8 protein-coding genes are annotated in these 12,900 nt (G+C 71.5%); 4 read left to right on the top strand and 4 right to left on the bottom strand.

What is annotated here, in order from left to right:
- Positions 1-56 precede the first annotated feature (56 nt).
- Positions 57-1,193, bottom strand: a complete 1,137-nt coding sequence (locus HHX30_RS07035) for an FAD-dependent monooxygenase (protein WP_169980555.1) — start codon at positions 1,191-1,193, stop codon at positions 57-59.
- 83 nt (positions 1,194-1,276) lie between these two features.
- On the opposite strand from HHX30_RS07035, the gene HHX30_RS07030 reads away from it, so the two are divergent.
- The 3 genes from HHX30_RS07030 to HHX30_RS07020 all read left to right on the top strand — a co-directional run bounded on the left by HHX30_RS07030 (position 1,277) and on the right by HHX30_RS07020 (position 6,119).
- On the top strand, positions 1,277-1,927 hold the full coding sequence (locus HHX30_RS07030) for a TetR/AcrR family transcriptional regulator (RefSeq protein WP_169980553.1): 651 nt from the start codon (positions 1,277-1,279) through the stop codon (positions 1,925-1,927).
- 224 nt (positions 1,928-2,151) lie between these two features.
- Entirely contained in the window at positions 2,152-5,244 is a 3,093-nt protein-coding gene (locus tag HHX30_RS07025; protein ID WP_169980552.1) for a DEAD/DEAH box helicase, read from the top strand.
- Entirely contained in the window at positions 5,244-6,119 is an 876-nt protein-coding gene (locus HHX30_RS07020) for an SWIM zinc finger family protein (RefSeq protein ID WP_169980550.1), read from the top strand. Before HHX30_RS07025 ends, HHX30_RS07020 begins: the two co-directional genes overlap by 1 nt.
- Before the next feature lie 60 nt (positions 6,120-6,179).
- Here HHX30_RS07020 and HHX30_RS07015 read toward each other — a convergent pair whose 3' ends face one another.
- The 3 genes from HHX30_RS07015 to HHX30_RS07005 all read right to left on the bottom strand — a co-directional run bounded on the left by HHX30_RS07015 (position 6,180) and on the right by HHX30_RS07005 (position 11,384).
- Positions 6,180-7,109 carry a diacylglycerol kinase family protein gene (locus tag HHX30_RS07015; protein WP_169980548.1) on the bottom strand — a complete coding sequence of 310 codons (930 nt, stop codon included), beginning with the start codon at positions 7,107-7,109 and terminating at the stop codon, positions 6,180-6,182.
- Between the two features lie 102 nt (positions 7,110-7,211).
- Positions 7,212-9,968, bottom strand: a complete 2,757-nt coding sequence (locus HHX30_RS07010; protein WP_169980547.1) for an immune inhibitor A domain-containing protein — start codon at positions 9,966-9,968, stop codon at positions 7,212-7,214.
- A 213-nt stretch (positions 9,969-10,181) separates the two neighbouring features.
- The gene (locus tag HHX30_RS07005) at positions 10,182-11,384 is read right to left on the bottom strand and encodes an RNA-guided endonuclease TnpB family protein (RefSeq protein ID WP_169980545.1); all 1,203 of its coding nucleotides are present in this window, start codon (positions 11,382-11,384) and stop codon (positions 10,182-10,184) included.
- 155 nt (positions 11,385-11,539) lie between these two features.
- Between HHX30_RS07005 and HHX30_RS07000 the strand changes: the two genes are divergently transcribed.
- Positions 11,540-12,892 (top strand): FAD-linked oxidase C-terminal domain-containing protein, encoded by a 1,353-nt coding sequence (locus HHX30_RS07000; RefSeq protein ID WP_311922155.1) that lies wholly within the window; start codon positions 11,540-11,542, stop codon positions 12,890-12,892.
- The last annotated feature ends 8 nt before the right edge of the window (positions 12,893-12,900 follow it).

Below are 12,900 nucleotides of genomic sequence, written 5' to 3'. Positions count from 1 at the left end.
GGCCGGCGCCGGACCCGCGCGGCCGGCCGAGTCCGCCACCGGCACGACGCCCTCGCTCACCACGCGAGAGCGTTCTTGAGCCGCGTGGTGGCGGCCACGACGGGCCACAGGCGGGTGGCCAGGTTCCTGGCGAGGATGCCGCCTCGCGTCGCGGGGACCAGAAGTGCCGACGCCTGAGCGACGTTGCGCTGCTTGGGGTCCACCAGGCGCCGGTGCGCCGCCTCGTACCGCCGGAAGGCCGCCGCGGGATCGCCGGAGTGGGCGGCCAGCGCCTCGGCGAGGGTGAACGCCCCCGCCATGGCCAGGGTGGAACCGTCCCCGAACAGCGACACGCAGGACGCGGCGTCGCCGAGGAGAGCGATGCGGCCCTTCCACCACCGCGGCAGGCGCACCTGGCTGACGGAGTCGAAGTAGAGGTCGCCGGCGGTGCGTACGTGTCCGAGCAGTTCCGGCGCCCGCCAGGACACGTCCGCGAAGGCTTCGATCAGCATCCGCCTGTGCTGCTCGGTGTCGCGGTGGTCGAACTCCGGCGCGGCCGGGCTGCGGTAGAGGAAGAACGCGCCCGCGGGCCGCGGATTGACGGCGATCGCCTTACCGGGCGTGTTGTGCATGAGGATGTCCCGGCCCGCTCCGGCCGCCCCGTCGGCGAGCGGCGTCGTCGCGACGTACAGGCCCATGTGGCGCACGAGATCACCCTCTTGCCCGAACGTCAGGCGCCGCGTCACCGAGTGCAGGCCGTCGGCTCCGACCACCAGGTCGAAGCGGCGGGGGGCGGCGTGCTCGAAGGCGACCTCCACCCCGTGCTCGTCCTGGCCGAGCGCCGTGATGGAGTCGTCGAAGAGGAACTCGGCGTGGTCGCGGCTCGCCTCGTAGAGGATCGACGCGAGGTCGCCGCGCGGCACCTCGACCTCGTCCGGCCGTTGCACGGCGCGCATGTCCATCCGGCCGACCCGCCTGCCGGCCGCGTCGACGAAGCTGACCCCCGTCGTGCCGGTGGCGGCCCGGCGCAGCCGGGGCATGACGCCCATTCGTTCCGCGACCGCGACGGCCGGTCCTCTGACGTCCACCGGGTTGCCGCTGGACCTGGGCTCTCCCCCACGTTCCACGACCGTGACCCGGAATCCGTGTCTGGCCAGCCAGTAGGCCAGCGTCGGGCCCGCGATCCCGGCCCCCGAGATCAGCGCTGTGCTCATGCCGCACCCCCTAACCGGAAGATTTTCCTCCGAATAAACGACGGTATCCTAACCGGAGGAAAATCGTCCAGATCCTTCGCGAGGTGGCAGTGGAGAAGGGGCTGCGCGCCGACGCGCGCCGCAACCGGGACCTGATCGTCGCCGCGGCCCGGGAGCTGTTCCTGGAGCAGGGCGTCGACGTGCCGCTGGAGGAGGTCGCCCGCCGGGCCGGCGTGGGCGTCGGCACGCTCTACCGCCGCTTTCCCGATCGGGACGCGCTCCTCCGGGCGGTCGGCGAGGAGAGCCTGCGCCGGCTCGCGGACCTGGCGGAGACGGCCTGGCGCGATGAGCCGGACGCCTGGCACGCGTTGTGCCGTTTCCTGCGCGGCTCGGTGGCACTGCGGCTGGGCGTGCTGCCGGCGAAGCTCGAACCGCACCTGCACCAGCGGATGCGCGTCGGCCCGGACCTGCACGAGATGCGGCAGCGAGTGATCGCCGCCGTCCTGCGGATGATCGAACGGGCACAGGCGGACGGTGCGCTGCGCACCGACATCGGCCCCGGCGACGTCGCCCTGTTGATGACCCTGAACGTGTACACGCCGCCGGGCATGCACAGCGAGCAGGCCATGGGACGCGTGGTGGAGATCGTGCTGGACGGCCTGCGCGCCGACGCGGGATCGCCCCTCCCTGGAACTCCGCTCGACGAGGACGACCTGCGCCACTACACCGCCGTACGGCTCCCGCCCGCCGAGTGACGCTCGGCCACTGGAATCTCTCGGTCACCCGCGGCTCCAGGCGACGCGGGTCCTCGTACGGTCGGACACGGGCCGAGGTGATTCACAGCCGAGTCCGAGGCGGCCGGAATGCGGAGGAAAGAGGCCGTGGACCTGCTGCGCGGGCCTGGCCGGACGGCTGACGACACCCGGTCCGAAGGCTCCGGAACCGCTGCTAGCGTTCCGAGGTGGCGGGAGGAGACGGCGTGCTCGTGATTCACGCGGCCTGGGACGGCGGACGGCTCGTACTCTGGGCGGAGAACTCCGCCGGCGCCGGGCCGAGCGCCTCCCGGGCCAAGGTTCGGCCCCACCCCTTCGCCGCCCCGGCGAGCGCCCTCGCCGCCGCACTGCCGTGCTGGGGGGACGCGGCGGCCGAGGCGGCGGGCAAGGCCGTGTCCGGCGAAGCCGTGCTGCTGCTGCCGAGTTCGGCGACGAGTCCCCTCCCTTCTTCGGAGACCGGCCTGCGGATCACCGCGCGCCGGGCCGGGATCAGGCCGTGGCGGGTGCCCGCGCTGCTGGTCGACGCGGGCGCGGCGATGCGCCTGCTGACCACGCTCGGCAGACCGGAGGCTTACGAGGCGGCAGGCCCTTCGACGGAGTCGCCGGAGCCGGAGGATCGTCTCGCCGACATTCTCCCCGGGCCGTCCGTACGTTATCTCGCGGTCGTCGCCGCCCACGCCCGTGACCTGGTGCGGCACGGCCGGGTGCTGCCCCAGCTCGTCACCGAGGACGGCGGCTACGCCGCGCGCTGGCGGCCCGTCCTGACCGGCCCCCACGCCGCGCGCTTCCGGGAGCTGGCCGCCGCCATGCCGCCGGTCTGCCGGGCCGTGGCCGAGGAGCGGCCCTCGTCCCACGTGCTGATCGAGGCGGTGGCGGGCCTGGCCGACGCCGCCGTACGGCAGGCGCTGCCGGAGCGCCTGCTGGGCGGGCACCGTCCCGGGCGGCGCGGTCCCCTGGCCGACCGCTGGACGGTGGCGCTCACCGGGGACACGGCGGCCCTTCCCGGAGTGAGCGACCAGGAGGCGGAGACGCTGGCCCGGCCGCTGGAGGACTGGTTCAGGGCCGCTCACCAGCTCGACGGCCCGGTCAAGGTGTGCTTCCGTCTCGTCGAGCCTCTCCTGGCCGAGGAGCGCCCCGGGCAGGAGGCACCGGACGCCGGAACCTGGCAGGTGGAGTTCGCCCTCCAGTCGGCCGAGGATCCGAGCCTGTACCTGCCCGCTCCCCTCGTCTGGGCGGGCGAGACCATGCCCGGCCTGCCCGGGCGCCCGGACGAGACGCTGCTCGCGGGCCTGGGCCGGGCGGCCCGCCTGTACTCGAAGATCGATGACGCGCTGCGGGAGGCCCGGCCGACGCACGTGGGCCTGGACGCCGCGGGAGCCTTCCACTTCCTCCGCCACGCCGCGCCGCTGCTGCAGTCGGCCGGGTTCGGCGTGCAGCTGCCCGCGTGGGCCGGCCGCACCCGGCTCGGCCTGAAGCTCACCGCCCGGTCCCGCTCCGGGCCCGGCGCGGCCGCCGGCCAGGGGTTCGGGCTGGCGCAGCTCGTCGACTTCACGGCCGAGCTCGCCGTCGGCGACGAGACGATCAGCGAGGAGGAGCTGGCCGAGCTGGCCCGGCTGAAAGTGCCGCTGGTCCGGCTGCGGGGGCAGTGGGTCGAGCTGGACGCCCGGCAGCTCGGGGCGGCGCTGAAGGCGGTGGAGCGACGCGGGTCGGGGCAGATGACGGTCGGCGAGGTCATCCAGCAGGTCGTCCACGGCGGGGACGACGAGCTGCCGCTCGTCGAGGTGGACGCCGACGGACTGCTCGGCGATCTGCTGTCCGGCGAGGCCGACCGCCGTCTGGAACCCGTCGCGACCCCGGCCGCCTTCCACGGCACGCTGCGGCCCTACCAGGAGCGCGGCCTGGCCTGGCTCGACTTCATGTCCCAAATCGGACTCGGCGGCATCCTTGCGGACGACATGGGCTTGGGCAAAACCGCCCAGACGCTGTCACTCCTCACAAAAGAACGCGAGTCGGGCGAGCGGGTCGGGGCGACGCTGCTGGTGTGCCCGATGTCGCTGCTCACCAACTGGCAGAAGGAGGCCGCCCGCTTCGCGCCGTCGCTGGACGTCTACCTCCACCACGGCGCCGGCCGCCTGCGCGGCGAGGAGCTGGCCGGGCGGGTCGCCGGGGCCGACCTCGTCCTCACGACGTACGGCACGGCCCTGCGGGACCGCGACGCCCTCGCCGGGTTCACCTGGGCCAGGGTCGTCTGCGACGAGGCCCAGGCCATCAAGAACGCCGCGGCCAGGCAGGCCCAGGCGGTGCGTTCGCTCCCGGCGCGGACGAGGCTTGCGCTGACCGGCACTCCGGTGGAGAACCACCTGGCCGAGCTGTGGTCGATCATGGAGTTCTGCAACCCCGGCCTGCTCGGGTCGGCCCGGGCCTTCCGCGACCGCTACCAGGAGCCGATCGAACGGCACGGCGACGAGACCGCGACCGCCGCGCTCAAACGGGCCACCGGCCCCTTCGTCCTGCGGCGGCTCAAGACCGACAAGACGATCATCTCCGACCTGCCGGACAAGCTGGAGATGAAGGTCTGGTGCACGCTCACGCCGGAGCAGGCCAGCCTCTACCAGGCGGTGGTCGAGGACATGATCGGCAAGATCTCCGGCAGCGAGGGCATCGAGCGGCGCGGCAACGTCCTGGCCGCGATGGCCAAGCTCAAACAGGTCTGCAACCACCCGGCCCACCTGCTCAAGGACGGCTCCCGGCTGGCGGGCCGCTCGGGGAAGCTGGCCCGGCTGGAGGAGCTGGCCGAGGAGCTCCTCAGCGAGGGCGACAAGGCGCTGATCTTCACGCAGTACGCCGAGTTCGGCTCGATGCTGCAGCCCTACCTGGCGGCGCACCTCGACCGCCCGGTGCTGTGGTTGCACGGCGGGCTGCCGAAGAAGGCGCGCGACGCGCTGGTGGAGCGGTTCCAGACCGAGGACGAGCCGATGATCTTCCTGTTGTCGCTCAAAGCCGCGGGCACCGGGCTCAACCTGACCGCGGCGAACCACGTGGTCCACGTGGACCGGTGGTGGAACCCGGCGGTGGAGGACCAGGCGACCGACCGGGCGTTCCGCATCGGGCAGACCAGGAACGTGCAGGTCAGGAAGTTCATCTGCACGGGCACGCTGGAGGAGCGGATCGACGAGATGATCGAGCGCAAGAAGGCCCTGGCCGAGAGCGTCGTCGGGACGGGCGAGGACTGGATCGCCGAGCTGTCCACGGCGGAGCTGCGCGAGCTGTTCCGCCTGTCGCCCGAGGCGGTGAGCTGATGCCGGTCGGCAGGGACGGGTGGTTCGAGGCCGCGCGGCCCATCAGGGTCGAGGGCGGCATCAAGGCGCGCTCGAAGCGCGGGTCCATCGGCGAGCAGTGGTGGTCGCGGCGGTTCATCGACATCCTGGAACGCGTCTGCGACCCGGGCAGGCTGAGCCGGGGCCGTGCGTACGCCCGGCGCGGCCAGGTGCTCGACCTCGACCTCGGTCCCGGGCTGGCGAAGGCCAGGGTGCAGGGGTCGCGCCCGGAGCCGTACGACGTGAGCGTGCGCATCACGGCGTACGGCGAGCGGGAGTGGGCGGGGCTGATCGAGGCGCTGGCCGCGCAGGCCCTCCACCGGGCCAAGTTGCTCGCCGGGGAGATGCCGCCGGAGATCGAGGACGTCTTCGCCGGGTGCGGGCTGCCGCTGTTCCCCGGCGAGCGCGGGCTGGACATGGACTGCACCTGTCCCGACTGGGGCTTCCCGTGCAAGCACCTGTCGGCGGTGCTGTACCTGCTGGCCGAGGCGTTCGACGACGACCCGTTCCGGGTGCTGGCCTGGCGGGGCATGGCCAGGGAAGCGCTACTCGACGCGCTGCGCCGCAGCGGCGGCGAGGCCGGGGCCGCGACCGCGGGCGATGCCGGGCCGCCGGGGCTTCTCGACGTGGCCGACGTCCCGTTCGCCGAGCGTCTCGGCGACTTCTACGAGCCGGGCGCCTCAGCGGCTCGCCTCGGCCCGCCGCCCGGCCCCGAGGGGCATCCCGACCTGCTGCTGCGCGCGCTGGACCCGCCGAAGGTCAAGGCCAGGCACATCCCGCTCCTCGACCTGCTGCGGCCGGCGTACCGGGCCTTCGCGGCCGGGGAGAACGAGGAGGCCGAGGGGAGTGTCTCGTGATCTTCTGCCGTAGCGACCGCAGTGGGCCGGAGAGATCACGGGACACGACCCCGGCGGCGATCAGGTGTCCTCGAAGCTCTGCGGGACCATCACGCGGACGCCGTTCGGGATGGTCCTGAGCACGAGCGGGGTGCGCAGCCGCACCTCGCCGTCGATGTCGGCGGCCATGGGCGGGTCGGTCTCCAGCAGCATCTCCTGCCCGGTGACGAACGGCCCGCCCGCGAGGCTGGTCCACCTGCCGGTGGTCGCCCGTACGAGCGTCTCCCCGAGCAGGCGCAGCCGCTTGCCCGAGCCGAGCTGGTAGGCCACCAGCTTGCGGTTGTCGATGCTGACGTCCCTGGCGATCTGCCATCCGCCGTGGAAGCGGCCGTTGGCGATGTTGAGCTGGTGGGTCAGCAGCTCGTGCCGTTTGCCGTCCACGGTGATGTAGGCGCGGAACGGCCGGTGCCCGGGCAGGATCGTCAGCGCGGTCAGCGGATAGGCCGCCCGGCCGAGCATCCGCTTGAGCCACGGCTTGACCGTGCCCGCGACCTCGACCGAGACGCCGAAGCTCGCGAGGTTGGCGAAGGGCCGGTCGCCGCAGACGCCGAGATCGATGTCGGCCACCTTGCCCTCGGTGAACACGCCGACCGCCCCGGCGAGGTCGAGCGGCAGCCCGAGACTGCGGGCGAAGTTGTTGGTCGTGCCCAGCGGCAGCACGCCGAGGGCGACGTCGCGGCCGGCCACGTGCTTGACCGAGCTGCTCAGCGTGCCGTCGCCGCCGCCGACCACGAGCAGGTCGGGCTGCGGTTCGAGCGCCCGGGTGATGACGTCGCGCAGCCGGGACGGGTCGGTGACCGGGTGGACGCCGGTGAGCCGGAAGTCCCGGTCCCGCAGCAGCCGCACCACCTCCGCGTAGCGGCGGCGGCCTCGCCGGGATTTCGTGTTCACGACGACGGCGGCCCGCCGCTCCCGGTGGATGGCAGCCGTGTGATCCGCCTTGCTCCGCACGCTCACATGCTAGGGGCCTGCGGGCGCGGGCGCGCATGAGTGTGCCCGGCGGCCGTCCGGTGACGGACGGCGGCCGGGCACGGGGACCGCCGGGAGGCGGTGTTACTTCTTGGCGGGCGTGATCTTGACGAGCGCGCCCAGGTCCGACGGCAGCGGGCTGATCAGCGAGATCTGCACGCCGAGCTGCTTGCCCTCGTCGCCGGGGTTGCCGGTGCCGAGAACGATGCCGTCACCCAGGTCGGTGCCGTACAGCTCCTTCGCCGGAGTGCCGTCCGCGTGGACGATCCTCGTCGTGTAGGGCTGGTTGCCCTTGGACGGGACGACGGCCGAGGAGTCACGCTGGCGGAAGTACAGAGTGTCGTCACGGACCTCCAGGCCGGGGTACCAGCCCTTGGCGTCCGTGAACGCGGTCACCGCGGGCTGCTTGCCGAACGAGGTGCAGTACTCCTTGAACGGCTCGCCCTCGACGCACTCCTTGAACGGGTAGGTGCCGACGAAGTTGAACGCCGCGTTGGACGACTGCGGGCGGGACGGGAGGTTCTTCAGGACGCTCGGGTCCTTCTCCGCCGCCGTGCCCGTACGGCGCAGCGGGTCGAAGTGCGAGTCCACGATGAGGAGCTCGCCCTTCGGGCCCACCGACGGCATGTCGAACGCGGTGCCCGCGACGTCGTTGTTGGCGCGCGCGGTGTCGCGGTACCAGATGAGCAGGCCGGGGGCGTTGTACTTGACCTTCTCGACCTTCCAGGCGCCGTCGCGCAGCCAGGTCGTGTCGTAGGCGTACTGCAGGCCCTTGTCGAACCCGTCGAAGTTGCGCCACTCGGCCAGGTAGTACTGCGCCGCCTGCTCCTGGCCGGAGTGGATGATCCAGCCCGCGCCGGTGGTGTCGGTGAACGTGCCCTTGGTGGCCGTCCAGCCGTTGGCGCCGCCCTCGACGTCGTCGGACCAGACCGCGGTGGCGCCGTTGGTCAGCGAGAAGTCGTCGTTGAACCAGCCGCGGTGCACGGACGCCGCGTCGGTAGCGATGCGCAGGCGGATCTGGACGGACTTCCCGGCGAACGGCGCCAGGTCGACGTAGAGGTGCTGCCAGCCGGCGCTGACCCCGGTGACGCCGTACTTCTTGCCGCCGTAGTCCTTGAGGCGGCCGTTGGGGTCGGTGTAGTCGTCACCGGTGCTGGCGAGGCTGCCGTCCTCGTTGAAGACCTTCTGCTCGGTCCAGGTGGCGCCGCCGTCGGCGGAGACCTCGAAGAAGCCGAAGTCCCAGTCGGCCTCGATGTCCCAGTCGCTCCACCACCGGAACTTCACGTCCGACCCGGCCGGGACGTCGACGGTCCTGGCCAGCTTGTTGTCGGCCCAGTCCTGGTCGCTGTTGGACCACCACAGGTTCGACCCGCTGTGCGGGGTGGACATGACGTTCAGCTTGTCCGGCAGGTTGATCCGGACGCCGTCCTCGGTGCCCTTCGGCGTGCGCGAGGTCTGGCCGACCGCGACGAGCTGGGTGTTGCCGCCCTGCTCGACGACCTTCGGGTTGGCCCAGCCGAGCACCCACTTGTCCCACAGGCCCATGTGCGTCGGCATCGACTGGAAGATCGGCCCGGAGTGCGAGCCGCTCGACATCAGGTCCCAGAAGTCGACGTCGGAGTCGCCGGCGCCGGTGGTGTCGTACAGGTCCGGCAGGCCGAGGTCGTGGCCGTACTCGTGGGCGAACACGCCCACGCCGGAGTCCTCCGGCTGGAGGATGTAGTTGGAGATCTTGATGCCGGTGCCCGGGATCGTGTAACCGCCGGCCACGTCGCTGGAGTGGGCCCACAGGGCCATCGTGCCCTCGTTGCCGCCGCCGCCCGACTTGTCCTCACCGGCGTGGATCAGCACGAGGTGGTCGATGACGCCGTCGGGCTCGTCGAAGTTGCCGTCGCCGTCGGCGTCGGAGACGTCCTCGACGTCGTAGTCCGCCCACGGGAAGTTCGGGTTCGACTTCACGAGCGCGTCGACCGCGTCGACCGCGAGCTGGGCGGCGCCGCGCGGGTTGTCCGGGTGGCCGGTCATGTCCTGCGGGTACGTGTGGCACTTGCCCGCGCCGTACCACGCCTCGGAGTGCGGCACCTTGAGCCAGCCGACGGCCTCACCGGTGACGGTGTAGGCGCCCTTCGACATCTCCTCGTACATGTTCTTCATGGTGTAGCCGGAGATGTCGATGCCCTTCTTGCCGTCCCGGGGATCCTTCAGGTCCGGACGGACCCGGGTCGTGATCCCCTTCGAGCTGTAGAGCATGTCGTTGTAATGGGCGGTGTTGAAGTCCGCCACCCACATCGAGTTGTTGTCCTTGCCCCCGCCTGCGGCGGTCGCGGGGTTGGGGATCGTGTTGTGCAGTGGCCCGTTCAGCTTCGTGCCGGGCGGCTCGGTGACGCAGTCGTCGACGTCGTCGATCGACCTCGGGTGCGACCAGCCCGAGAAGTCGTCGTTGGCCTGGTCGTTGAACTCGACCAGCAGCGTGAGCAGCTTGGCGGTGCGGGTCGTCTTCGCCTTCTTGTAGATGAAGTCGAAGGGGTTCTTCCCGGTGCTGATCGCCTGCTTCTCGTGCTTGGCCAGCACACGCGCCGCGACCGGGTTACCGCTCGCGAACTTGTGGTCGACGGCCCGCGCGAGAGCGGCCGTCCGTTTGGCACCCCTGGCGGGGACCTTCTCCTCGGTGGTGGTGAAGTCGCCCTGCACACGCGGCGGCGCGTAGTTGATGTAGTGGTCCTTGGCGGAGGGCTGATAGCCCGCCGTGGGCGCCGCAGCCGCACCGGCCGCAGCCAGACCTCCTGCCGCCAGCCCGAGCGCGGGCACGATCGCGGCGAGACGCCGGATTCCTCTGGACAACGAGATCCCTTCCCGTCCGGGTTCCCCGGACACCCATGCACGGCGCGCCGGGATGAGCGCGCATGCGGGACCTTAAACGAGGGGGTAAAGGGAGGGTAAAGAGGCAGCCGGTATGGTTGTCAAAATGTGATCTGTACCGAAAACCGTTAATAATTCCGGATGAGACCCGATACCGAACCGTGCCGTAAAGTCCAGACTTGACTTCCCCCCCGCCTACAGGCGGGGGACTCCCGCCCTCGCGGGCTGGGCTTCCTGTTTCACGGCCGACCGCATCCGGGAGGACCCGGAGTGACTTACGTCAGCTCCACAGGCGGACACCGCTCGACCAGCGGCCAGGATGTTCTTGGCGGCGTTGACGTCCCGGTCGTTCCGGGTGCCGCATCCCGGGCACATCCAGTGCCGGGTGGAAAGCGGCAGTGCGGGGAGCAGGTGCCCGCACGCGCTGCACGTCTTCGAGCTGGGATACCAGCGGTCGATCACGACCAGGCGCCGCCCGTACCGCTGGGTTTTGTATTCGAGTTGGCGGCGGAACTCGCCCCACCCGCAGTCGGAGATCACCCGCGCCAGGGACCGGTTGCGAACCATGCCGCGCACGTTGAGGTCTTCGAGCACGATCAGGTCGTGGTCGCGGACCAGCCGGGCGGAGGTGCGGTGCAGGAAGTCTGCGCGGGCGTCCCGCACTTTGGTGTGGGCGCGGGCGACCTTCGCCCTGGCCTTCGCCCGGTTGTTGCTGCCGCGCTGCTTGCGGGCCATCCTGCGCTGGTAGCGGGCCAGGTTTTTGGCCTTGCGCTCCAGATGGCGCGGGTTGGGAATCTTCTCGCCGGTGGACAGGACGGCGAAGTCGCTCACGCCGAGGTCAATCCCGGCCTGGCCGCCGGTGGCGGGCAACGGGTCGGGCTCGGTTTCGGTCTCTATCGCAATGGAGGCGTACCAGCGGCCGTCGCTGTCGCGGGAGACGGTCACCGTGGTCGGGTTGATCGTGGTGGGGTCGACCTCGGGCCAGGACCACACGAACGCGATCGGGTCGTCCATCTTTGCCAGGTGCAGTCGGCCGTCGCCCCAGCGGAACGCCGACCGTGTGTAGGTCGCCGATTGCCTACCATGCCGGGACTTGAACCGCGGGTGTTTGGCGCGTCCGGCGAAGAAGTTCGCGAACGCCTTGTGCTGGTGCCGCAGCGCCTGCTGCAGGGGGACGCTGGAGACCTCGTACAGGAAGTCGTGGCCGCCGTCGCGTTTCAGCTCGGTCAGGTACCGGTCGGTCTGCGCGTAGGAGGTCTTCACGCCCTCGGCACGGTAGCGGGCCTGCCGCCACGCCAGGACGGTGTTCCAGACCAGGCGTACGCAGCCGAAGGTGCGGTTCAGCGCCGCGGCTTGTTCGGCGGTGGGATAGGCCCGCACCCTGTACGCCGTACGCATTTTCGCATTTTGCCATCCACTTGCCTGACCGGTGAGCGAAAGGAGAAAGACATGAGCGCTTCGTGCTCTGGGCTGTCCCGGCTTCGCCGGGACAGCCCTTGTGGGGCCCGGATTCCTCCAGGCCCTGAAGGGCCGGGCTTCCTCCGGAGGGTTCGGTGAACGAGCTGACCTCCGCGCTCGCCGCGGCCCTGCCGGACGGGCGTGTCCTCACCGATCCCGGCGTCACCGGCTCGTACGCCGGGGACCGCACGTTCGTGCCGCCGGGCACGCCGCTCGGGGTGGTCCTGGCGGAGTCGCGCGACGACGTCGTGGCCACGATGCGCTGGGCGAGCGAGCACCGCGTGCCGGTGGTCCCGCGCGGCGCGGGCACCGGGCTCGCCGGCGGGGCGACCGCCGTCGACGGCTGCGTCGTCCTGTCGCTCGCCCGGATGACCGCGATCCGCGAGCTGTCGCCGCAGGACGAGATCGCGGTCGTGGAGCCCGGCGTCATCACCGCCGACCTCGACCGGGCGGCCCGCGAGCACGGCCTGATGTACGCCCCCGATCCCTCGTCGTACGAGATCTCGACCATCGGCGGCAACCTGGCGACGAACGCGGGCGGCCTGCGGTGCGTGAAGTACGGCGTGACCCGCGACTCCACGCTCGGGCTCGAGGTCGTGCTGGCCGACGGCCGCGTGCTCACCACCGGCCGCCGCACGATGAAGGGCGTGACCGGCTACGACCTGACCGGCCTGTTCGTGGGGTCGGAGGGGACGCTCGGCGTGATCACCGCCGCGACGCTGCGGCTGCGGCGGGCGCCGGGCGAGACGGCCACGGTCGCCGCCGAGTTCACCTCGCTGCGCGACGCCGCCGCGGCCGTGGCGGCGATCGTCGCCGCGGGCTGCCAGCCGTCGCTGCTCGAACTGATGGACCGCACGACCCTGAAGGCCATCGACGACTGGAAGAGCATCGGGCTCGAGCCGTCCACCAGGGCGATGCTCATCGCCCAGGCCGAGGGCCCGCCGGACGAGACGGCGGCCCGGATGGCGGACCTGTGCGCGGCCGCCTCGTTCGTGGCGGTCTCGTCCACCCCGGAGGAGGCGGCCGAGCTCATCGGCGTCAGGCGCCTGGCCTACCAGGCCAAGGAGCGGCTGGGCCAGTGCCTGGTGGAGGACGTGTGCGTGCCCCGCTCGGCGCTCCCCGACATGATCACCACGATCGAGGAGGTCGCGGCCCGGCACAACGTGATGATCGCGACGGTCGCGCACGCGGGGGACGGCAACGTCCACCCGGTGTTCGTGTTCGACCGCGGCCTGACCGAGCCCCCGGCGGAGGTCTGGGCCGCGGCCGACGAGGTCTTCCGCGCCGCGCTCGATCTCGGCGGGACGCTGACCGGCGAGCACGGCGTCGGCCTGCTGAAGAAGCGCTGGCTCGAATTGGAGACCGGTCCGGTGGCCGCCGAACTTCACCGGGGCATCAAGCAGGTGTTCGATCCACTGAACATCCTCAACCCCGGTAAAGCCATCTGACCGCTGGT

Source organism: Microbispora sp. H10836, assembly GCF_012999525.1.
Lineage (GTDB): Bacteria > Actinomycetota > Actinomycetes > Streptosporangiales > Streptosporangiaceae > Microbispora.
Note: the sequence above shows the minus strand (reverse complement) of the source record. Positions and strands in the feature narration are given on the sequence as shown.

Coding starts and splice junctions, on each gene's coding strand:
- HHX30_RS07035 (WP_169980555.1), bottom strand. CDS start 1,193: ATGAGCACAGCGCTGATCTCGGGGGCCGGGATCGCGGGCCCGACGCTG.
- HHX30_RS07020 (WP_169980550.1), top strand. CDS start 5,244: ATGCCGGTCGGCAGGGACGGGTGGTTCGAGGCCGCGCGGCCCATCAGG.
- HHX30_RS07005 (WP_169980545.1), bottom strand. CDS start 11,384: ATGCGTACGGCGTACAGGGTGCGGGCCTATCCCACCGCCGAACAAGCC.